Annotated in this window: 18 protein-coding genes and 3 tRNA genes; 11 read left to right on the plus strand and 10 right to left on the minus strand. The window is 59.2% G+C overall.

Going from position 1 to position 21,178, the window contains the following annotated elements; translation table 11 throughout:
- Window positions 1–98: 98 nt before the first annotated feature.
- A tRNA-Asp gene (locus HMPREF2920_RS10335) sits at window positions 99–172 on the minus strand.
- Window positions 173–186: 14 nt separating this feature from the next.
- Window positions 187–262, minus strand: a tRNA-Glu gene (locus tag HMPREF2920_RS10340).
- 200 nt (window positions 263–462) lie between these two features.
- Between HMPREF2920_RS10340 and HMPREF2920_RS10345 the strand changes: the two genes are divergently transcribed.
- Window positions 463–993, plus strand: coding sequence for an NUDIX hydrolase (locus HMPREF2920_RS10345; protein ID WP_016421372.1), 531 nt, complete (start codon window positions 463–465; stop codon window positions 991–993).
- 75 nt (window positions 994–1,068) lie between these two features.
- Here the strand turns inward: HMPREF2920_RS10345 and HMPREF2920_RS10350 are convergent.
- A tRNA-Lys gene (locus HMPREF2920_RS10350) sits at window positions 1,069–1,141 on the minus strand.
- 216 nt (window positions 1,142–1,357) lie between these two features.
- Here HMPREF2920_RS10350 and HMPREF2920_RS10355 point away from each other — a divergent pair.
- From HMPREF2920_RS10355 to phoU, 6 genes are all read left to right on the plus strand, one after another.
- The gene (locus HMPREF2920_RS10355) at window positions 1,358–2,947 is read left to right on the plus strand and encodes a cytochrome ubiquinol oxidase subunit I (protein WP_016421373.1); all 1,590 of its coding nucleotides are present in this window, start codon (window positions 1,358–1,360) and stop codon (window positions 2,945–2,947) included.
- A 19-nt stretch (window positions 2,948–2,966) separates the two neighbouring features.
- A complete protein-coding gene (gene cydB / locus HMPREF2920_RS10360) occupies window positions 2,967–3,983 on the plus strand; it encodes a cytochrome d ubiquinol oxidase subunit II (protein WP_049193806.1) in 1,017 nt (338 codons plus the stop codon).
- A 29-nt stretch (window positions 3,984–4,012) separates the two neighbouring features.
- Complete coding sequence (locus HMPREF2920_RS10365; RefSeq protein ID WP_083308248.1) at window positions 4,013–5,563, plus strand: ABC transporter ATP-binding protein/permease; 1,551 nt, start codon at window positions 4,013–4,015, stop codon at window positions 5,561–5,563.
- The gene (gene cydC, locus HMPREF2920_RS10370) at window positions 5,560–7,299 is read left to right on the plus strand and encodes a thiol reductant ABC exporter subunit CydC (protein ID WP_070854161.1); all 1,740 of its coding nucleotides are present in this window, start codon (window positions 5,560–5,562) and stop codon (window positions 7,297–7,299) included. The genes HMPREF2920_RS10365 and cydC overlap by 4 nt, the downstream gene beginning before the upstream one ends.
- Window positions 7,300–7,431: 132 nt before the next feature.
- Entirely contained in the window at window positions 7,432–8,589 is a 1,158-nt protein-coding gene (dusB, locus tag HMPREF2920_RS10375; RefSeq protein ID WP_042388893.1) for a tRNA dihydrouridine synthase DusB, read from the plus strand.
- A 90-nt stretch (window positions 8,590–8,679) separates the two neighbouring features.
- Window positions 8,680–9,417 carry a phosphate signaling complex protein PhoU gene (phoU, locus tag HMPREF2920_RS10380; RefSeq protein ID WP_080969597.1) on the plus strand — a complete coding sequence of 246 codons (738 nt, stop codon included), beginning with the start codon at window positions 8,680–8,682 and terminating at the stop codon, window positions 9,415–9,417.
- 451 nt (window positions 9,418–9,868) lie between these two features.
- On the opposite strand, the gene pstB is transcribed toward phoU, so the two are convergent.
- The 5 genes from pstB to mshD all read right to left on the minus strand — a co-directional run bounded on the left by pstB (window position 9,869) and on the right by mshD (window position 15,293).
- Window positions 9,869–10,645: a phosphate ABC transporter ATP-binding protein PstB gene (gene pstB / locus HMPREF2920_RS10385; protein ID WP_016421380.1), complete on the minus strand. Its 777-nt coding sequence runs from the start codon at window positions 10,643–10,645 to the stop codon at window positions 9,869–9,871.
- 48 nt (window positions 10,646–10,693) lie between these two features.
- Window positions 10,694–11,587, minus strand: a complete 894-nt coding sequence (gene pstA / locus HMPREF2920_RS10390; protein WP_042388200.1) for a phosphate ABC transporter permease PstA — start codon at window positions 11,585–11,587, stop codon at window positions 10,694–10,696.
- Between the two features lie 77 nt (window positions 11,588–11,664).
- Entirely contained in the window at window positions 11,665–12,708 is a 1,044-nt protein-coding gene (gene pstC / locus HMPREF2920_RS10395) for a phosphate ABC transporter permease subunit PstC (RefSeq protein ID WP_049173061.1), read from the minus strand.
- 237 nt (window positions 12,709–12,945) lie between these two features.
- Complete coding sequence (gene pstS / locus HMPREF2920_RS10400) at window positions 12,946–14,043, minus strand: phosphate ABC transporter substrate-binding protein PstS (RefSeq protein ID WP_016421383.1); 1,098 nt, start codon at window positions 14,041–14,043, stop codon at window positions 12,946–12,948.
- A gap of 341 nt (window positions 14,044–14,384) precedes the next feature.
- Window positions 14,385–15,293: a mycothiol synthase gene (gene mshD, locus HMPREF2920_RS10405; RefSeq protein WP_070854162.1), complete on the minus strand. Its 909-nt coding sequence runs from the start codon at window positions 15,291–15,293 to the stop codon at window positions 14,385–14,387.
- 81 nt (window positions 15,294–15,374) lie between these two features.
- Here mshD and HMPREF2920_RS10410 point away from each other — a divergent pair, with 81 nt between their 5' ends.
- Window positions 15,375–16,232, plus strand: coding sequence for an LmeA family phospholipid-binding protein (locus tag HMPREF2920_RS10410; RefSeq protein ID WP_070601616.1), 858 nt, complete (start codon window positions 15,375–15,377; stop codon window positions 16,230–16,232).
- A gap of 101 nt (window positions 16,233–16,333) precedes the next feature.
- The gene (locus tag HMPREF2920_RS10415) at window positions 16,334–17,014 is read left to right on the plus strand and encodes a heme-binding beta-barrel domain-containing protein (RefSeq protein WP_070854163.1); all 681 of its coding nucleotides are present in this window, start codon (window positions 16,334–16,336) and stop codon (window positions 17,012–17,014) included.
- A gap of 77 nt (window positions 17,015–17,091) precedes the next feature.
- Here the strand turns inward: HMPREF2920_RS10415 and HMPREF2920_RS10420 are convergent, their stop codons facing one another.
- Window positions 17,092–17,979, minus strand: coding sequence for an aminodeoxychorismate lyase (locus HMPREF2920_RS10420; RefSeq protein ID WP_049190238.1), 888 nt, complete (start codon window positions 17,977–17,979; stop codon window positions 17,092–17,094).
- A gap of 80 nt (window positions 17,980–18,059) precedes the next feature.
- Here HMPREF2920_RS10420 and HMPREF2920_RS10425 point away from each other — a divergent pair, with 80 nt between their 5' ends.
- On the plus strand, window positions 18,060–19,214 hold the full coding sequence (locus HMPREF2920_RS10425; protein WP_049190237.1) for a CAF17-like 4Fe-4S cluster assembly/insertion protein YgfZ: 1,155 nt from the start codon (window positions 18,060–18,062) through the stop codon (window positions 19,212–19,214).
- 260 nt (window positions 19,215–19,474) lie between these two features.
- A complete protein-coding gene (locus HMPREF2920_RS10430) occupies window positions 19,475–19,657 on the plus strand; it encodes a DUF3073 domain-containing protein (RefSeq protein ID WP_005511943.1) in 183 nt (60 codons plus the stop codon).
- 370 nt (window positions 19,658–20,027) lie between these two features.
- On the opposite strand, the gene purM is transcribed toward HMPREF2920_RS10430, so the two are convergent.
- Entirely contained in the window at window positions 20,028–21,092 is a 1,065-nt protein-coding gene (gene purM, locus HMPREF2920_RS10435; RefSeq protein ID WP_016421389.1) for a phosphoribosylformylglycinamidine cyclo-ligase, read from the minus strand.
- Window positions 21,093–21,178 lie beyond the last annotated feature (86 nt).

The raw sequence follows: 21,178 nt of genomic DNA on the forward strand, positions 1-21,178 counted from the left end.
AAAAGACACACTTTTCTTTACTTAACCCCCGACGCCCAGCGCACCACTAACCAAAAGCAAAAAACGCCAGCTCCAACCGGAACTGGCGTTTAGAATTGCGACCCTGACGGGACTTGAACCCGCGACCTCCGCCGTGACAGGGCGGCGCGCTAACCAACTGCGCCACAGGGCCATCATGATTTTTAGTGGTACTCCCAACGGGATTCGAACCCGTGTTGCCGCCGTGAAAGGGCGGAGTCCTAGGCCTCTAGACGATGGGAGCCCGACTTAACGCTGCAAAGAGTTGGCCACTCAATGGCATATTCCGCGTACATCTGCAGTGTATGAACATTGCAATTGCGCGCGCTCTTGGCAACGTAAAGAACTATAGAGGATAAGTACCCTTTTCCCAAAATCCACGGTTGAACTGGAGTTTCTTACTATTTCCGCGGACGCTACTAGTACTCAGATAAGCTCGCAATTATGGCAATTCCGGATTTCATTGTTCAGCTCCGCGAAAAAGTGGGCCACGCTCCGCTCTGGCTCCCCGGTGTCACGGCTATCGTCATTCGCGATGTTCCGCCGAATGCACCGATGTACGCCTTGCCCGAGGTCTTGCTGGTTCGTCGCTCCGATAATGGTGAATGGACCCCAGTCACCGGAATTATCGACCCGGACGAGCAGCCTCACGACGCCGCCGTGCGAGAGGTAAAGGAAGAAACGGGACTCGATGTCACAGTTGAGGCCCTGCTTGGAACTGGCGCCGTTGGCCCTATCGAACACCTCAACGGCGATGTTGCCTCATATCTGGATATCTCCATGCGCTGCAGTGTTGTTGGCGACGACGTCCCCTATGTCGCTGATGATGAATCCACTGATGTCGGATGGTTCCAGATCTCACAGATGCCACCGATGAAGCCACGCTTCCGCTTGATAGTCGCCGATGCAGTGGCGCAGCTCAAGCACCCGGCGGGCTTCAAGCCACGGATGGGCTACCACAAGCGGGAGAAGTAGGTGCCACAGAGGGCAAATACAGGCAAGATACGACAAAACCCCAGGCCGTTGATGACCTGGGGTTTTTCGTGCTTGTGGGCCCTGCGGGGCTCGAACCCGCGACCTGCGGATTAAAAGTCCGTAGCTCTACCAGCTGAGCTAAAGGCCCGCGCAACAAAATAGCCTAGCAATTACGCGCTTGTTTTTAATAATTGCCCTCCGGAGTTTTGCCCTGCCCGCGTCGATAAGTTCACGCCCCGGAACTTTTTACCCCTCCTGTCCGACTGAATTAATAAGCAGGAATACTGCGGACACTTGATGCAGGCTTCGACAAATCCGTCGGAGTACACGCATCGTTTATGTCTACTTTTTCAGTCGAGGAAACATGGATGTCGTCGATATATCTCGTTGGCAATTTGGCATAACCACCGTCTACCACTTCATTTTTGTCCCGCTGACAATTGGTCTAGCTCCGCTCGTCGCGCTCATGCAGACACTGTGGGCCACGACGAAAAATGACCTCTGGTACCGAGCGACACGATTTTTCGGCACCATCTTCATTATTAACTTCGCCATGGGCGTAGCCACGGGTATCGTCCAGGAATTCCAGTTCGGTATGAACTGGTCGGAGTACTCCCGCATGATCGGTGATGTCTTCGGCGGCCCGCTGGCTCTTGAAGGACTCATCGCGTTCTTCCTGGAATCCACCTTCCTGGGCCTATGGATTTTCGGCTGGGGGCGTATCCCCACCTGGATGCACACGCTCTCGATTTGGATTGTCGCTATTGCGGTGAATATCTCGGCGTATTTCATCATCGTCGCCAATTCGTTCATGCAGCATCCTGTAGGCGCGGTCTACAACCCGGAAACCGGCCGCGCAGAGCTTACAGACTTTGGCGCACTGTTGACCAACTCCACTGCCTTGGCAGCTTTCCCGCATGCCGTGGCCAGCTCTTTCCTTACCGCCGGCACGCTCGTTGTCGGCGTCAGTGGCTGGTGGCTGGTTCAGAGCCGCCGCGGTGGCCAGAGCAATACTGTTCACGAACGGACGTTTCACAAGTCCATGAAGGTCGGGCTCTGGACAACTGTGCTCAGCTCGCTGGCGGTGTTTATCACCGGCGATATCCAGGCCAAGCTTATGTTCGAGCAGCAGCCGATGAAGATGGCATCGGCCGAGTCCCTGTGCCACACGCAGACAGATCCAATGTTCTCGATTCTGACCGTCGGTACGCACAACAATTGCGACTCGGTGCTGCATCTCATCGAGGTGCCATGGGTGCTGCCTTTCCTGGCCGAGGGCAAGTTCAGTGGCGTCACGCTCCAGGGCGTGCAGGACCTGCAAGAAAAAGCTGAGGCGGTCTTCGGCCCAGGCAATTACTCTCCGAATCTGTTCGTCACATACTGGTCTTTCCGCGCCATGATTGGGCTCATGGTCGGTTCTCTGGCTATCGCGTTTTTCGCTTGGCTATTTACTCGCAAGGGGCGCGTGCCGACGGGCAAGCGAGCCCGCATTTTCGCCGCTTGCAGTATCCTCGCGATTCCGTTCCCGTTCTTGGCCAGCAGCGCTGGCTGGATCTTTACGGAGATGGGCCGTCAGCCCTGGATTGTGCACCCGAACCCGGATCACGCGGGCGACCCGCGCACCGAGCTGATTCGCATGACCGTCGATATGGGTGTGTCCGACCACGCACCGGCCACGGTGATTATCACCCTGGTGGGCTTTACCCTGCTCTACCTGATTTTGGCAGTGGTGTGGTTCTGGTTGATTCGCCGCGCAGTTATTGCCGGACCTCCGACCGAATCCGCTGAGGCTATCAACGCCATCGGCAATGACCCCGAGCACGCTGGCCCGTCGTCACCAATCGCTACCAATCTGGGCGCGATCATCTCGTCTCCGGTTCGATTCAACAAGGTCCATGCCCAGTCCGCTGCCAGCCCCGACTCCGAAGTCTCCGCGACTGAGGACACAAAGTAGATAAGGATGTATCTCTGACATGTTCGGATTAGATCTTCCCGTTTTGTGGTTTGTCCTGATCGCGTTCCTGTTCGCCGGCTACTTCCTTCTCGAGGGCTTTGACTTCGGCGTCGGAATGCTGCTGCCGTTCGTTGGCCGCGATGAACCGCGTCGTAAAGCGATGCTCGGAACTATCGGGCCGGTATGGGACGGCAACGAAGTGTGGCTAATTACCGCTGGCGGCGCGCTCTTCGCGGCGTTTCCGGAATGGTATGCGTCTATGTTTTCCGGCTTCTACCTGCCGCTCTTCCTGATTCTGGTGGCGTTGATTGTCCGTATCGTCGGGCTGGAATGGCGCTTCAAAGTCAACGATGAGCACTGGCGCGCCTGGTGCGACCGCGCGATTATCTTCGGCTCCTGGCTGCCTCCAATTCTGTGGGGCGTAGCGGTCGCGAACCTGGTGCGCGGTGTCCCGCTGAATGCCGACAAGAACTTGGACTCCGGCTTTAGTACCCTGCTCGGGTTGCTGAACCCGTACGCCCTGGTCGGCGGGATTGCGTTTGCGGCTGTGTTCGCTCTTCACGCAGTTACGTTCCTGCGGCTGAAGACCGCCGGCAAGCTACGCGACGAGGTCGGCAACGCCGCTCGAATTCCGGCACTGTCGGCGCTGATATTTGGCGGCGTGTTCCTCATCTGGACACAGCTGGGCTACGGAAAGACCTGGCTGTGGGCTGTTGTCGTCATCGCCGTCGCGGGGTTGGTCATTGCCATCTCCGCAACCGTAGGCAACCGCGATGGCATCGCTTTTTCCGCAACCGCGGTCACCGTAGTCGCCGTCACCACCGTTGTCTTCGGCGCCATGTACCCGTATCTGATGCCGACGACGCTTGCCGACGGCGTTTCCCTCGATATCTGGAATTCCGCCTCTAACCCTTACACGCTGAAAATCATGACCTGGACCGCGCTGGTGATTACCCCACTGGTGATTGCCTACCAGGCGTGGACATACTGGGTATTCCGCAAGCGGTTGATGGCTGAACGTAAGGTCTCGCAGTAGACCGTCCGTTGGAGGTTAGTTTCTAAAAAGTGGCACCTGTCGATCCGAAACTATTCAAGCTGTCGGCCCCAGCCTGGCGTTGGGTCATTTTCGCGGGCGCACTGACCGCCGCGAGCACAGGTGCCACAATCGCGTTGGGGCTGGCAATCGGCACTATTACGGCGCAGGTTCTGGGTGAGGCAACTCCTAATTGGACATTATTCGCGCTGATAGCCACGGCCGCTGTATTCGTTCGGGTGGCCTGCTCCTACGCGCTCGTGCGTTTCGGCCAATCTGCGGGTGCACGCGTGGCCACAGACCTGCGCAGCCGGGCACTGCGAGCCCTGGCTCTGCGCGATCCTCGCACTGTCGACACCGCGCACTGGCGCGCATTGCTTTCGGTCGGGCTCGATGGTGTGGCCGTCTACGTGGCGGAATTCCTCCCCGCACTGGTGGCCGCAGCGCTGGCTACCCCGATGGCACTGGCCGCGGTCGCTTGGTTGGACCTCCCATCTTTTGCCATCGCGGTTGTCACGCTGCCTCTTATTCCGCTGTTCATGTGGCTGGTAGGTCGCCTCACTGAGGGCCGCACAGAACGTCGTCTGGCCGACATCGGCACCGTGCGTGGCCAAATCCTCGACCTGGTCATCGGCCTGCCAACTCTCAAAGCGCACAACATGGCTGATGCCCCCAGCGAGGAAATCAAGCGCCTGTCGACCCGCCACCGGAAATCCACCATGGAGGTCCTGCGCATCGCTTTCCTATCCGCGTCGGTCCTGGAATTCCTCACCACCCTGTCAATCGCCCTCATCGCCGTCGGCATCGGTTTCCGACTTCTGGGAGGCCACATGACGCTGGCAACCGGCCTGGCAGTGCTCATCATCGCCCCAGAAATCTATGGCCCGGTGCGCCAGGTTGGCCAGAAATTCCACGCCGCCCAGGACGGTGTGGTCGCTGCCACCGAAGTCACGGAACTGTTAGACAAGGACGCTGGCCAGACTCCAAACTCCACAGACACCATCTCTGAAACTGTGGAAGAGGTGGCCGAAGGAACGTCGTCAAGCAGTGTCCCCAACGCCCCCACGGTCGTGTTCGAACGCCTTTCCGCGCCGGGGCGAGACGGCGTGCGGCCAAGTGAATTAAGCGCCATCGCGCGGCCGGGCACAGTGACGGTGCTGGCGGGGCCGAACGGCGTGGGCAAGACGACAGCGCTGCTTGCGGTCGCCGGCATCGTGCACGAGGGGTTGGAAGGCTCCGTAACTATTCGCGACGGCCAGCGCATTCTCCGTGACCAGGATCTGCTGCGGCGCATCGCGTGGCTGCCCCAGCGCCCAGTGTTGGACGCAGCGACGGTGGGAGACAATTCGCGGCGCTCGCTCGGGCAACGTCAGCGGGAGGCGCTTCGGCGCGAGCTTGCCGACGACACCCGCGACCTCGTCCTCCTCGATGAACCGACAGCTCACCTGGATACCGACAGTGCGCAGTCCGTGATTAGGCTCCTGCACGCACGTGCCCGGCGCGGAGCCACAGTGATTGCCACCAGCCATGATCCGCTGTTGATTGCGGTCGCCGACGGCGTGGTGGAGGTGCAGTCGCGATGACTACTCTGCAAGCGCTTCGTCGCCTGGTGAAACCCCGCGACCTGGTTTGGCCGGTGTTGGCGGGCACCATCACGCTGCTGTCCGCGCTGAGTCTGACCGTGGTGTCGGCGTGGCTGATTACGCGTTCTTGGCAGATGCCACCGCTGATGGACATCACCTTGGCGGTGACGTCTGTGCGCGCGCTGGGTATTTCGCGAGCTGCGTTTCGATACCTCGACCGGTTGGTCTCCCACGATGTGGCGTTGCGCACCGCCGAGCGCTCGCGCGTGAAGCTATGGGAGCATTTCGTGGCCGACCGTACGCTGGCGCTGCGTGAGCGTTCCGATATTGTCACAGCGCTTGGGGCGAATATTGACGCACTTGCCGATGCCGTCGTGCGATCAATAGTGCCCGCATTGGTGGCGCTGATGACCTCTCTCATCGCCGTCATTTTTGTGGCTCTACTCTCGCCTGCCGCTACGGTTCTCCTGGCGGTGGGACTGCTTCTGGCCGGCGGTGTTGCTCCTTACCTGACGTATCGCACCACTGCGCGCTCAAGTCAGCGTCGCGCGGCCGCGCTTCAGTCGCATGCCGCTGCCGTCGAAGCGCTGCTTTCCGACGCCGCCGGCCTGCGTATCCACGGCCAGTTGGATGAGGCAGTCTCTGCCGCGTCATCCTCCAGCAAAACGGTTGCGGCCATCGATGACGCCGCAGGTCGAGCAAATGCCCGCGCCTCCGCACTGAGCACCGCGGCTAGCGTGTTGACCGCTGTCCTGACCGTGGTCGTAGCGTCGTGGTTAGTGACGGATTCGGCCGGGGGCGCTGGCGGCGGTTTGCTGCACTCTCCCGAGTGGCTGACGGTTCTGGTTCTGGTGCCGCTGGCGGCTTTTGAGTCGGTTGGTCCGCTGCCAGCTGCTGCGCAAACACTGGCGCAATCGAGGGAAGCCTTGCTGACGCTCGCGTCAAGTGCGAGTGAATCAGGGGAAGCGGATGCCATGCGCTCAGCCCCAGTCCCCACAGCGCCAATCCACACGTCCCCGCTCGCTCAGAACCACCTGACAGTTCGGCCAACTCTGCAGGTTCAAGACTTAATCGTGGGCTACCCCGACGACAACAGTTCGAATACTGCGGAAGAGCCCGCTGCCCAGCCAGCTCAACTGCCGATGCAAAACTTCGAGGTTACCTTTGGCGACTACCGGGAGATCACGGCGCCGTCGGGAAGCGGAAAGACCACGCTGCTGAAGACAATCGCCGGACTAATCCCGCCGGTTGCGGGCACGGTGACTATCACTGACGGAGACGGACGCGAGCTGTGGCGCAGTGCGACAAGTGCCGGCGAGCCCCACGAAAGCACGCAGCAGTGCGACCTGGTGCGCTTCGTCGCCGAGGATGAGCACATCTTCGCCACGACTGTGCGGGACAACATCTCTATTGGTAACCCGCAGGTCAGCGACGATGACATCTACTCCGTACTGGACGCCGTGGGCCTGCGCAATTGGGTCGATGCCGCACCCGACGGCCTGGACACGATTCTGGACAGCGGCGCGGACAGTCTCTCGGGTGGTCAGCGGCGCAGGCTCATTCTCACCCGGGCACTTGTCAGCACAGCGCCAATCCTGCTTCTCGACGAACCCACCGAACACCTCGACGAAGAGTCGAACCACATCCTGGAAATTCTTCGGAATACCACCGACCTGCCCGGTGGGAGGGGTCGCCGGACGGTGATCGTCGTCAGGCATCCGCGGACGCAGCGCTAACCGGGGCGATTCAACCGGCCGCCCAAAACAGATTCGAAAACGGCAGTTCAGCGTGACACAATACTGTACGTGTTAGATACCTCCACGAGTCCACTCAGCGCCGCCAAGCCCGCCGATGCCACGTCCGCGCACATGCACATCGGCCCCTTTGAGCTCGCTTCCCCCGTGGTACTCGCTCCGATGGCCGGTGTCACCAACGTGGCATTCCGAACGCTGTGCCGCGAGCAGGAGCTGCAGCGTACAGGCACGGTCTCGGGCCTCTATGTCTGCGAGATGGTCACCGCGCGAGCACTGGTCGAGCACAACGAGAAGACCATGCACATGACCACCTTCGCGCCTGACGAAAACCCGCGCAGCCTGCAGCTCTACACCACTGACCCGAAGTGGACCTACGAGGCCGCAAAGATGATTGTCGACGAAAACCTCGCCGACCACATCGATATGAACTTCGGCTGCCCGGTACCGAAGGTCACTCGCAAGGGCGGCGGCTCGGCACTGCCGTATAAGCGCCGTCTCTTCGGCAACATCGTCGCCGCAGCGGTAAAAGCCACTGAGGGCACGGACATCCCGGTGACCGTGAAATTCCGCGTCGGTATCGACGACGAGCACCACACGCATCTCGATGCCGGCCGCATCGCCGCTGAGATGGGCGCCCAGGCTGTGGCTCTGCATGCCCGCACCGCAGCGCAGCGCTACTCCGGCCACGCTGACTGGTCGCAGATCGCGCGGCTGAAGGAGCACATGGTCGACTCCGGCTACAGCGATATCCCGGTGCTTGGCAACGGCGACATCTTTGCCTCCACCGATGCCCGCAAAATGCTCGACGAGACCGGCTGCGACGGTGTCGTCGTCGGTCGCGGCTGCCTTGGCCGCCCGTGGCTGTTCGCGCAGTTGTCCGCCGAGCTGCGTGGCGAAGAAGTGCCACCGGCACCAACATTTGGTGAGGTCGCGGGGATTATCCGTCGTCACGCGGAACTGCTCGTGGAGCACGAGGGCGAACGTAAGGGCTGCCGCGACCTGCGCAAGCACATCGCCTGGTACCTGCGCGGTTACCCTGCCGGCAGTGAGGTGCGGAAGTCTCTTGCGCGCGTCGATTCGCTGGCAACGCTCGACGAGATTCTCGCACCGCTTTACGACGGCCCCAGCGCCCACGCCCGCCCGGAGGACGCCGACGGCGCCCGCGGCCGACAGGGGTCCCCTGCAAAGGTGGTCTTGCCGGAGGGCTGGCTGGACGACCCGGAGGACGACACCGTGCCCGAGGGCGCGGAGATTATGCACTCCGGTGGCTAAGCTTCGGTTCTGAGCGAGTGTTTACATAACTTTACGAGGGGTAATTGGGGGCTCCCCACTAACGCGCGACGTTGTTGAGGATTGCCTACTATGGAACGCATGCGCACTGTCTACCGAGAACAAATGGACAACTTGGCCCACAGCCTGATTGTGATGTGTGACCGAGTTGGCTCCATGCACAAGCTTGCGAACAAGGCCCTCTTCGAGGCTGATTTGGTCTCGGCTGAAACAGTTCTTTCCCAGATTGATTCTCTTGAGGACCTACGCCAGGATGCGGAGCAGCGAGCCTTCGAGCTGTTGGCCCGCGAAGCTCCTGTGGCTGGTGATCTCCGACAGATTGTCAGTGGCCTCTACATTGTCGAGGACATCTCCCGCATGGGCGCGTTGAGTGTGCATATTGCCAACGTTGCCCGGCGTCGCCACCCGAACAAGGCACTGCCGGAGCCCGTGGAGGGGTTCTTCCGCGAGATGGCCTCCGTATCTGAACAGATGACGCACGAAACCCGTCAGGTGCTCATCGACTACGACGTTGACCAGGCATTGGCCTTGGATAAGACCGATGACAGCATCGATGACATTCACCAGCACCTGTTTACGCTGACCAACGACGATAATTGGCCGCACTCCCCTGCGCAGACAGTGGATGTCACTCTGCTGAGCCGCTTCTACGAGCGTTACGCGGATCACGCTGTCGAGGTTGCCGCCCGGATTATTTACCTGGCCACCGGTTACAAGCGCGATGTCTACCTGGACAAGCTTGAGGACGAACGCGACCAGCGCAGCTTTAACCAACGCCTGCAGGCCTTGGAGCGTCACCTGCGGATGTAGGTCCGTGAAGTTGCAGGCTGTTGGGGGTTGGGCTGTAGGGCTGCTGGGCGGGGCTGGGTGTTGGGCTGAGCTGTAGGGATGTTGGGGGTGGCTGCTGGCCTGGGGCGCGGGTTTTTAGGCCGGAGTGGAGCCGTTTTTAAGCCACACCAGGCTAAACACCTCCCCAGCCACAACACCGCCTCAAACCGAGAAACTGACTAGGTTTATGACACTTTACTGTGAGTAAACGCTATTCATCTGACATAAACCTAGTCAGTAACTGCTTGATCCCGCCACAAAAACTGTTTTCCCCGGCACAAATCACCTCCGCGGTTAGACAATCAGGTGGCAAAACATGTGCGCGACATAGCAATCTCATAAACTGCAACAACAATAAGAGCCCCGTACCTCGCGTGAACACGCGTGAGGTACGGGGCTCTTTCTTTTGCTTATTACGGCATACGCCAAGCGTTTAACCGAAGCGACCGGAGATGTAGTCCTCGGTTTCCTTCTTGTCTGGATTCTCGAAGATCTTCTTGGTCGGGCCAACCTCAACCAGGCGACCCGGCTTACCGGTTGCCTCGAGGGAGAAGAATGCGGTCTGATCGGACACACGAGCTGCCTGCTGCATGTTGTGGGTCACGATGACGATGGTGAATTCTTCCTTCAGCTCATGAATCAGGTCCTCGATTGCCAGAGTGGAAATCGGGTCCAGTGCGGAACACGGCTCGTCCATCAGCAGAACTTCCGGCTCAACTGCAATTGCGCGTGCGATACACAGACGCTGCTGCTGACCACCAGAGAGGCCGCCACCCGGCTTGTCCAGGCGGTCCTTGACCTCATCCCAGAGGTTGGCGCCGCGCAGGGACTTCTCGGCAACCTCCTGGAGATGAGCCTTGTTCTTAACACCGGCCAACTTCAGGCCAGCCACGACGTTGTCCTCGATGGACATGGTCGGGAACGGGTTCGGACGCTGGAACACCATACCGATGGTGTTACGAACAGAGACCGGATCGATCTTCGGGCCATAGATGTTTTCGCCGTCGAGAAGCACCTCGCCAGTGACGTAGGCACCCGGGATGACCTCGTGCATACGGTTCAGCGAACGGAGCACGGTGGACTTACCACAGCCGGACGGGCCAATGAATGCGGTAACGGAACGCGGCGGGACGTGCAGGTCGACGTTCTGCACAGCGTGGAAATCGCCGTAGTAGATGTTGACATCGTTAAGGTCTAGGCGCTTAGCCATGGTCTTTCAAAAACCTTCCTTGAAATAGCGGACGTTAGGCGCCCAGCATTAACTGCTCTTGACGGAGAACTTGGCGGATATGACGCGCGCCAGGATATTGATGAGGGCAATGATGAGAACCAGCGTGAGCGCTGCGCCCCACATCTTGTCGAATGCCGCACCGGTATTACCGGCCTTGTACATGTCCAGCATGAACAGCGGCAGCGAGGACTGCGACTGGCCGAACGGGTTATAGGTGATGATTCGTGAGGTTGCAACCAGGATCAGCATCGGTGCGGACTCACCCATGACGCGGGCGACGGCCAGCATGATGCCGGTGACGATGCCCGACAGTGCGGTCGGGAGCACGATCTTCAAAATGGTCTTCCACTTCGGAACACCCAGAGCGTAAGAGGCTTCACGCAACTCGTGCGGAACGATGCGCAGCATTTCCTCGGTGTTGCGGACAACGATTGGCAGCATCAGCAGAACCAGCGCCAGCGAGACGGCGAAGCCGGAGCGACTCATGCCGAACATGACCACCCACATCGAGTAGATGAACAGCGACGCGACAATCGACGGCACACCGGAGAGAATGTCGACCATGAAGGTGGTGACCTTGCCCAGGCGGGAGTTACCTGCGTACTCGACCAAGTAGATGGCGACGAAGATACCGAACGGCACGGTCATGAGAGTAGTAACCAGAGCCTGAACCAAGGTACCGACGATTGCATGCGCAACACCGCCGGCAGACGCACCAACGGTGACACCGCGCTGGGATGCAGTCCACCACTCACCACTCAGCAGTGACGGGGTACCTCGGACGACAAGCTCGAAGAGAACCCACACCAGCGGGACCAGAGCAAGAGCCATGCAGAAGTAAATCAGGACCGTGGAGACGCTGTCCGCCACCTTGCGGGAACCCTTAATCTGGGTGAATGCCGACTCGGTGGTGGGGACCATGTCTGCAGGGCCGTGAGGCGAAGAATCAGTAGTTGAACTAGTCATTGTTACTTCTCGTTTCTTTTCCTACGACCTTGCTACTTCTTCGCAATCATTCGGGCTGCGGAGTTGACCACGAAGGTCAGCAAGAACAGCACCAAACCTGCGGACATGTAAGCGCCGGCCTTGAGGTTGTCATTGAACTCCGGTGCCGCATTAGCAATTGCGGTTGCGAAGGTGGTACCACCGTCGAAAAGCGAGCCACGGAATGCCGAGGACGGGGAGATTACGAGGTACAGAGCCATCGTCTCACCGAGGGCACGTCCCAGACCCAGCATCGAGCCGGAGATAAAGCCAGAACGACCGAATGGCAGAATAGCCAGCTTGACCATCTCCCAACGGGTCGCACCGAGAGCCAGCGATGCCTCAATGTGACCACGCGGGGTCTGAACAAAGACCTCACGGGTGGTAGCCGCAATAACCGGCAGAATCATAATTGCCAGCACAATGCCACCGGTGAAGAGGTTTCGACCGGTCTCGAATGCCGGCGAGTTTGGGTACAGGGCAAACATCGGGATAAAGCCCAGCGTCTTAGCCAACCACCCGTACAGACCAGCCAATGCCGGACCGAGAGCCATAAAGCCCCACAGACCGTAAACAATCGACGGCACTGCGGCCAGCAAATCCACGAGGTAACCCAGCGGCTTGACCATCTTCTTTGGAGCATAGGCAGTCAGGAAGATGGCAATACCCAGCGCAACCGGCATAGCCAGAATCAGCGCCAGGATGGAAACCGCGACGGTCACCAGAAACATGTTCGGAATACCGAAGTACATGGCGGAGGTATCCGCCAGGTTCCATCGTTCGGTGTAGGTGAAGAAGTTCGCTTCGTTACGGGACATTGCCGGAACTGCGCGCAGGAGCAGGAACACTGCAATTGCGATGATGGCAGCAGTCACCAATGCGGAAGATCCTACCGCCAGAATCTTGAAGATTCGGTCACCAGGACGAACAACGCCGGTCTGAATGGCTTGCTCTTCCGAGCTCTCGTCGCCGGAGGAATCCACCTGCGGTGCTGAGGACTGCAACAGACTGCTGTCTACAGCCTCCTGCTTCCCTTCAATGGGAGTCGAGGAACTCATGATCTCATTTCCTAAGTAGAAGTGATTTGTGCTTCAACGCACATGAAGACCGATTGGCCTCAGTACCCCTCTACGAGCGGTACCCAATCAACTGAGGTGTCGATATATAAAGCCAACCGGTCTACGTCAGGTTTTCGGCCTACAGCTCAAATCTGCGTGGCCGGCTGAAGTGACCCTCGCGCCAACTGGGGTAACGACAGAGCTCACTCTGCTTTCACCCGCGTTGCACGCAAAGAATTACTTGATAGCGTCAACCGCTGCGGACAGCTTGTCCTTGAACTCACCTTGAACCGGGATGTAACCCAGCTCTTCGAGCTCTGGGCCCTGGCCCTCTTCCAGAACAACCTTCAGGAAGTTCTTAACCAGGTCACGAGTCTGCTCGTCGTAACCAGCGGAGCAGACGATTTCGTAAGTGGTCAGAACCAGCGGGTAAGCGCCTTCCTCATCCATTGCGAACAGAGCGTCGGTGTCAACAACCATGTTGTGACCCTCAGTCTTGAACGTGACGGAATCCAGAGCCTTACCGACGGTGTCGTTGTTCAGCTCAACCGGACCATGACCGAAGTCCATCTTGGCGATGCCCAGGTCCTTGTCCTCAGCGAAGCCAGCCTCGACGTAGGTGATAGCACCGTCGATGTTGGCGACCTCGTTGACAACACCAGCCGAGCCGTTAGCACCCTGGCCAGTAGCAGTCGGGAAGGACTTGGAAGCCTCGTGCTGCCACTGCTCCGGAGCAGCTGCGCTCAGGAACTTCATGAAGTTATCAGTAGTACCGGACTCCTCAGAGCGGTAGACAACCTTGATGTCCTTCTCCGGAAGATCGACACCCTCGTTGACCTCAGCGATCTTCGGGTCGTTCCACTTGGTGATCTTGCCGTCGAAGATTTCAGCAACCAGAGCCGGGGTCAGAGCGACGTCAACACCCTCGAGGTTGTAGGCAACGGCAACCGGACCGATAACCATCGGCAGGTGCCATGCTTCATTGCCGTCGCAGCGCTTCTTAGCCTCTGCGACCTGGTCCTTGCCGTCCTTCTCCTTCAGCGGGGAGTCAGAGCCAGCGAAAGCAACGGTGCCGGCAATGAACTGAGTCTGACCGGAACCAGAGCCAGATGCGTTGTACGACAGGGTCGAGCCGGTCTCTTCAAACTTGGTGGCAAACAAATCCATGGCGCGCTGCTGCGAGGTAGCGCCCTCGCCCTGCAGCTCACCGGTGACGTCAGCCAGACCCTCAACGTTAGAAGCGCCTTCGCCGCCCTCTTCAGAGCAAGCAGCCAGGGTAAGGCTTGCAACAGCGGCCAAACCAATGACAGATGCCGCACGGTTCTTCTTCAGCACAGTAAATCCTCCGGGGTTTTACACAATGAGTGAAACAGTTCACGTGGAACCGCCACACTCCGGTCCACTGCGCTGAACCTATCTACCGATAGTAACCGGAACCTGTTCAGAACATTAACAATTGGTGAACGGCGCAAGTAATTCTTTATTTATCCTCATTTTCCCTGTAAGAGGCCCTAAAATGCGCCCCTGAAACACTGAGGATTGGACAGCATCTCCTCAAAAACACAAGAATCATTGCCCCCGCGCCAGAGGAAAACCACCTAAAACTGAGATAAAGCTAAGCTCCCCCTTCAACAACTCGCCTTCAATAACTCCCCCAATAAACCGAACCGTCGCATCTACGCGCCGTACATCACATCACGGCGGGCCACCTCGAAACCGACCGCACGGTACGTGCGCACTGCCGGCGCATTGTCGCCTTCCACATAGAGAATTACCTTTTCCGCTCCCCGGTTCCGGAGATAGGAAAGCCCAACATTGGTCAGCCATCGCCCCAGGCCACGTCCGCGTGCCTTCGAGCTCAGCCCGATCACATACACCTCACCAGTTGGCACAGACTCCTCGGCGTGCCACTTCGTCCAGTGGAAACCGCAAATCTCCTCCGCACTGTCGCGCGCCCCGGCCACATCCGCAGCAAAGAAAACGCCCTCCGGGTCGAACCACTGCACGTTTCGAGCTCGATCGAGTTGTGGCTGCGACCAACCACCCTGCTCCGGATGCCAGTCAAACGCCTCGTTATTCACAGCCAACCACGCCCGATCCACGGCCGCCTCACCCCACTTCGCACGTGCCGCAGTCAGGGTTAGCGCTTCAACATCATCACGCTTATCGACGTCCCCCGCCGCCTTCTCCAACGCTGAGCTCGAAATGGACATCTGCAACAGCTCGCGGATGACCTTGCGTCCCGTCAACTCTGCCAAACGACTGGCACCGGCAACATCTCCGTGAGCCCAGATAGGCAGGCGCTCGCCGACCTCAGCATCGATGTGCGCTAGCAGCTTCGCCCCCACTCCTTGCTTACGAAACTCCGGATCAACAACCATCTCCACTGCATCCGGCGCAACGGCTGCCAGGCCCAAGTAACGGTCGTTCTCAATAATCGCAAAGTGTCGATGCCCGAAAGAGTCGTCGTCAAGCCCTCGGACGAAAGCCTCGCCGAACGCCTCCACGCCGTCGGTGGAGTGGGCGTGCTGCAGCAGCGTACTGGCGACGGTGGTGTCTACGTCAAGCAGTTCGGTTACGTTCATACGCCCCACCCTATACACAGCAGCGAATTCAACACTTCCCCGATGTCGTCTGAGCCAAAAGCGATGGGGTACTAATAGAGTGTGTCCATTTCCCGACGACAGAAGAAGATCGGTGGCTCTATCCTCGCCGTTGCCGCGCTGGTAGTCGCCACCGACATGGGCTTCGCCAGCCATGCGGAGTACAAGCTCTCCGAGCATATTCAGGAGACTGCTCAGCTGGAGATGACCCCATACGTCGCCATTGGTGGCAAGGCCTACTTGTCTTCCTTTGTTACGGGTAAGTGGAGCTCCGTAACCTCGCGCATCCGCGATGTCGAGGTGCCCGACTTCGGCTTGGTATCTCTGGAGTACGGAGCTTCCAACGTTAAGATCCCGGCATCGGCAGTGCTCAGCGGTAATTTCCCAGAATCGCCGACGAAGCAGTACTTCACTAAGCTCTCGCTCGACGGTGTCTCTCTGGGAAACAAGCTGGGACTGACCGATTTGAGCATCCAGAGCCTGAAGGACTCCTCCCCCACCGGCGGCTGGGAGACCGAGGCTATCTTCGAGGCCACGCCAGCCGGATGGCAGGGAAAAACCCAGGTTACGGCGAAGTTGCGCATTGTCAGCCGCGACGTGGTCATTACGCCGATGGAGATTATTTCTGCGCCCTCGTCCCCAACGGATTCTAAAAGCCACATCAAACCTGAGCTGTCTGAGGCTGATACGCAGCACATCATGGACACCTTCGCTCTGACGCTGCGGGATTCAGAGATACCGATGGGCATGCCGGCGACTCGCGTGTACGTGTCGGGCGGTTCTATCACCATCGAAGGCGAACAGATTCTGTGCACCGTGTCGCCAACAAACTTCATGCCGCCGACATCCCAGCAGGATGCCGAGGCGTCAGCTCAATCCACGGAGAAGCTGCCGGAGAAGAACTGTCGGGTGCGTCGCTAAGGCCGTCGTCAAGCATCGCCGTTAAGCGTCGGTGCAGCGTTAGCACCATGCGACAACAGCCCATACATGGCCACAAGAGCTTCAGCGGTAGAGTGTGAAGCATGACCGAGAAGAATGGCAGCAACCAGACAGACGCCGCTGCACAGGAGCCTGCAGCTGCGGAAGCCCCTCGCCTCGACGGCAACGAGGCCATCAACCGCGCGGCCGAACAGGCCAAGAGCACCGCTACGCGCAACATCACTGAGCTTGAGGGGCTCCCGATCCCCGACGAGACCGCTAACCTGCGCTTCGGCCCGAATATTCACGACGGCCTGCTGGCACTACTGCCGCTGGTCGGCGTGTGGCGCGGTGAGGGGCAGGCGAACACTGTCGTCGACGGCGAGTACAGCTTCGGCCAGCAGCTCATCTTCAGCCACGATGGCGAGAACTACCTGAAGTATGAGTCGCGCATCTGGAAGCTGGACGAAGAAGGCAAGCCGACCGGCCCTGACCAGCGCGAAACAGGATTTTGGCGCATTAACAACGAGGACGAGATTGAGTTCATCTGCGTCCACTCCACCGGCGTCACTGAGATCTACTACGGCAAGCCGGTTTCCGAGCGTGCATGGGAACTGCAGGCAGCCTCCACAATGGTCACTGCTACCGGTCCTGCATCCCTTGGCCCGGGCAAGCGCCTCTACGGTCTGATGCCGAACAACGATCTCGGGTGGGTGGACGAGCGCCTGCGGGATGAGGAATTCGCTCCCCGCATGTCCGCGCAGCTCAAGCGCTACGCGGGCTAGGTTCTCCCCGCTTTACGACGGGCGTTGTGTGGCCTTACTGCGTCGCCCAACTGCATCAAGCCCTACTATTTGGGGCCCTACTGCGTCGCCAGCGCCTTGTCACACAGGTCGCGGAATTCCTTTTCCGCGATTGCATCCGGCTGCCGGATGGGCTCACCATCGATGGACTTAACCACGACCGCGATACGCACCGAAGACACCAGCCATACCGCATCGGCGGTGAATAGGTCCCCGGGCACCAGGACCGTCGGGGTGACTTTCCAGCCGCAGTTGGCGGCTGTTTCAAACAGCGCTGCCTGAGTTGTGCCCGGCAGCACTCCTTCACCGGGGTTGGGAGTCAGCAGTTCATTGCCGCGCTGAACGATGATGGTCGATGTTGGGCCTTCCAAGAGCTTGCCCTCTGCGGACGTGAAGATGACATCGTCAAAACCCTTGGACTTGGCATAGCGCAAAGCGGCCATATTAGCTGCGTATGACAACGTTTTCGCGCCGATGAGCGCCCACGGTGCACGGGAGCCAAGGTCGAGCGAGAAACCGCGCTCTGCAAGCATGACCGATACCGGCTTCAGACGGTTTTCCGCCACCTTTTCCGCGGAGCTAGCCAAAACGTAGCCAGTCGGCTCTCCGGTGGACTCACGACCACGCGAGTACACCCACCGCAACGTCGCATCCCCCTCAATTGACCTATCGCGCAACTCCTGTAGTGCGACCTCGGTAGCCGCCCGCCACTGCTGCAGATCTGGGGTTGGCAAATCCAGCATTAGCGCTGACGATGCGAATCGCTTCTCGTGCCGGTCAGTATTACAGGTATGACCACCCCTGACCAGGAGTGTTTCAAAAACTCCGTCGCCGCGAATAGCTCCGAGATCATCCGCGTAGAGGAACGGCTGTCCTGCCTCGACAGCAATCGGGCCGCCGTCTGCGAAGACGTCGATAAGCACTAGAGAAGAAAGCGAATCCGTCATACACACAAGCTTAATCCATGCTTAATTTGAGGATTTCTGGTTAACATGAGGGAGTGAGTGTTGAGTATGTAAGTCCTTTGATGTCTCACGTGGCTGGCGCCGCTGCCCTCGAACTGGGCGGACAGATGGAAGGTTTGGAGAAGGCCTCAGAGAACGCCCCAGACGGAAACTCAGCGAAAAACGTTGAGCAAACCACAGGGCAAGCTAGCGTGGCATGGCACTACGGCCGTCCGCTGGTAGAGCAACGTCACCTGCAGGAGGACTGCGGCGTAGTAGATCGCTCGTACTACCGCGTTATTGAGGTCACTGGCGAGGATCGCCTGACCTACCTCAACACACTTTTTTCGCAGAAGGTCGACGAAGCCGCTCCCGGCACTGTCACTGAAGCACTGAACCTGGATGCAAACGGTCACGTTCTCCATCACATGACGTTGACTGTTTTGGACGATTCCGTGCTTATCGACGTGCCCCCTGCCGGCTTCGACTCCCTGTTGAAGTACCTGAACATGATGGTGTTCTGGTCCAAGGTGGAAATTGCTGAGGTAGAAAGGGCGATTATTTCCGTCATGGGGCCGAATGCCCCTGAGGTCCTGGTAGCCGCTGGTCTCGCATTCCCGCAGGTGGGTAAAGCTACGACTGTGGGACATTCCTACGTCCGGCACCTGCCGTGGCCACGCGGCGGGCGTGTGGATGTGCTCGTACGCCGACAGGATTTAGTCGGTGCTTGGGACGCGCTGGTGGCCGCTGGCGCCTCCCCAGTCGGCCTGATGGGCTGGGAGGCCGAACGCGTAGTCTCCTTGCGGCCCGAGCTGGGAATCGACGTAGACGAGAAGATGATTCCGCATGAGGCTCCCCGCTGGATTGCTTCTGAATTCGACACGGCTGCCGTGCACTTGGACAAGGGCTGCTATCGCGGCCAAGAGACGGTATCACGTGTCCACAATGTTGGTCGCTCCCCACGAGTTTTGGTGATGCTGCAGCTCGACGGCTCGGCCACCCTGCCGGAAACCGGCAATCCAGTGATGATGGGCAAGCGCGCCGTGGGCCGCGTGGGCACCGTCGTGCAACATGCCGATTACGGCCCGATTGCTTTGGCTCTGCTTAAACGCTCAGCTCAGGAGCGCGAGGGCCTTGTGGTGGGTGACTGCGCCGTGGCCGTCGACCCTTCCTCCATCGACCGCGTTGAGCAGCTGCCGCCGGGCCGTGTGGCCATCAACCGCCTGCGTGGGAAATAGGTAACAGGAAATAGGTAAAGCCACCAGACAGAGTGGTGAAAAAATAACTTTTTCCATTCTTTTTCAGAAAGGACATTTCCCCAGGCCACAGCACATATTGAGTTGTCTGAGCGCGAGGACACGACCCACTATGGGCCTCCCCGCGTAACCCCTTCGTCTAAAAATCGGCTATGGTGTCTTACAGGAATTAACGCAATAAGACATAAGTGGGTCGGCCGTATCCCCGTGCCGCCCCACGGATTACACAAGGGGGTCAGGCCATGGGTCGCGGCCGTGCGAAAGCAAAGCAGGCGAAGGTTGCCCGTCAGCTCAAGTACGATTCACCAGAAATGGATTTGGAACGTCTGCAGCGGGAACTCGTCGGCAAGTCGAACGAGTCCGATCGAGACGACTATTACTCTGACTGGGAGGAATGGGCCTCAGGCGCTGGTCGCGACAGCTAGCGCAAGCTAACCGCTGTCGTATTTTCCGCAAAGCGTTTCTATTTCAATAAAGCAAGCACCCACCAACGATTCCGTTGGTGGGTGCTTGCTTTTGCTTAGTCGACTGCGTTTATGTTCCGCCGATTATGTTCGGCGGTGGCGGATCAATCCGAGTTACTGACTGCGTTTATGACAAAAATCGCCCGAAAAACGGCTCGAAAGTGTCATAAACTCATACAGTTTCACATTTGCAGCCCGTGGTTTTCTGGGATCTCCGTTGTGCAACCCAGAATCTAGACCGCCCCGTCGCATCAGTAGGCCGCCCTCCACGGCAGACCAGCCGGCCCAGTCCCCGGCCGCCCGTCGCAGTAAACCGACGGCCGGCCGACGCTTAGAAGCGCGGGTGGCTGCCGCGCAAAACAGCCCCGTCCTCGCCAGCCTCGCTCTTGCGGACAGTACCCAGCTCCCAAGCGTTGATGTGGCGGGCAGTCAGCAGAGCCAGGGCACGATCGCGGTCCTCTGCGGAAACAATCGCAACCATGCCAACACCCATGTTGAAGGTCTTCTCCATCTCCTCGCGGGAGACGTTGCCGAGCTCAGCAATGGTCTTGAAAATCGGACCCGGGGTCCAAGTTGCGCGGCTCATGTCGGCGGTCAGGCCTTCCGGCATGATGCGAACCATGTTGCCAGCCAATCCACCACCGGTGACGTGGCAGAAAGTGCGGACCTCGGCCTCGTTCATGAGAGCCAGGCAATCCTTCGCATAAATCTTGGTTGGCTCCAGCAGCTCCTCACCGAGGGTGCGCCCGAAATCCTCGACATAACCGTCGAGCTCCAGACCGGCCTTCTCCAGGAGAACGTAGCGAGCCAGCGAGTAGCCATTGGAGTGAAGTCCAGAGGACTCCATGGCGATAATGACATCGCCCTCACGCACGCGGTCCGGGCCGAGAAGCTTGTCCTCTTCCACGACACCGACGCCGGTAGCTGAGACATCGTACTCACCCGGTTCCATCACACCCGGGTGCTCTGCAGTCTCGCCACCCAGGAGCGCGCAACCCGCCTGGACACAACCCTCGGCGATGCCGGAAACGATCTCGGCGACGTGCTCCGGCACGACCTTGCCAATTGCAATGTAGTCCTGCAGGAACAGCGGCTCGGCACCGCACACGACCAGATCATCGACGACCATGGCGACCAGGTCCAGGCCAATGGTGTCGTGCTTGCCGACGGCCTGCGCCACGGCCAACTTGGTCCCCACACCATCGGAGGATGCGGCCAGCAGCGGCTTTTCGTAGTTGCCCAGTGCAAACAGGCCGGCAAAACCACCGAGCCCGCCACGGACCTCTGGGCGAGTGGCCTTCTTGGCAATCGGGGCGAATAGTTCAACAGCGCGGTCGCCGGCTTCGATGTCGACACCGGCTGCAGCGTAGGAAGCACCAGAAACGTTCTCGGTCATTAGAGGCTCTCGCTTTAAACTTTCTCCCCCGGGCGGCGTTACTGCCGTATCCGGGAGTATTGGCGGACCAGGAACAAAGCAACGGC

The sequence above is a fragment of the Corynebacterium sp. HMSC075F02 genome, assembly GCF_001838335.1.
GTDB lineage: Bacteria > Actinomycetota > Actinomycetes > Mycobacteriales > Mycobacteriaceae > Corynebacterium > Corynebacterium jeikeium_D.

Bases quoted from the DNA above. Each gene is read 5' to 3' on its own strand.
- HMPREF2920_RS10415 (WP_070854163.1), top strand. From the start codon at position 16,334: ATGACCGAGAAGAATGGCAGCAACCAGACAGACGCCGCTGCACAGGAG.
- purM (WP_016421389.1), bottom strand. From the start codon at position 21,092: ATGACCGAGAACGTTTCTGGTGCTTCCTACGCTGCAGCCGGTGTCGAC.
- pstB (WP_016421380.1), bottom strand. From the start codon at position 10,645: ATGGCTAAGCGCCTAGACCTTAACGATGTCAACATCTACTACGGCGAT.
- HMPREF2920_RS10420 (WP_049190238.1), bottom strand. From the start codon at position 17,979: ATGACGGATTCGCTTTCTTCTCTAGTGCTTATCGACGTCTTCGCAGAC.
- pstC (WP_049173061.1), bottom strand. From the start codon at position 12,708: ATGAGTTCCTCGACTCCCATTGAAGGGAAGCAGGAGGCTGTAGACAGC.
- HMPREF2920_RS10345 (WP_016421372.1), top strand. From the start codon at position 463: ATGGCAATTCCGGATTTCATTGTTCAGCTCCGCGAAAAAGTGGGCCAC.
- HMPREF2920_RS10425 (WP_049190237.1), top strand. From the start codon at position 18,060: ATGTCTCACGTGGCTGGCGCCGCTGCCCTCGAACTGGGCGGACAGATG.
- HMPREF2920_RS10430 (WP_005511943.1), top strand. From the start codon at position 19,475: ATGGGTCGCGGCCGTGCGAAAGCAAAGCAGGCGAAGGTTGCCCGTCAG.
- cydC (WP_070854161.1), top strand. From the start codon at position 5,560: ATGACTACTCTGCAAGCGCTTCGTCGCCTGGTGAAACCCCGCGACCTG.
- HMPREF2920_RS10355 (WP_016421373.1), top strand. From the start codon at position 1,358: ATGGATGTCGTCGATATATCTCGTTGGCAATTTGGCATAACCACCGTC.
- pstA (WP_042388200.1), bottom strand. From the start codon at position 11,587: ATGGTCCCCACCACCGAGTCGGCATTCACCCAGATTAAGGGTTCCCGC.
- dusB (WP_042388893.1), top strand. From the start codon at position 7,432: ATGCACATCGGCCCCTTTGAGCTCGCTTCCCCCGTGGTACTCGCTCCG.
- cydB (WP_049193806.1), top strand. From the start codon at position 2,967: ATGTTCGGATTAGATCTTCCCGTTTTGTGGTTTGTCCTGATCGCGTTC.
- phoU (WP_080969597.1), top strand. From the start codon at position 8,680: ATGGAACGCATGCGCACTGTCTACCGAGAACAAATGGACAACTTGGCC.
- mshD (WP_070854162.1), bottom strand. From the start codon at position 15,293: ATGAACGTAACCGAACTGCTTGACGTAGACACCACCGTCGCCAGTACG.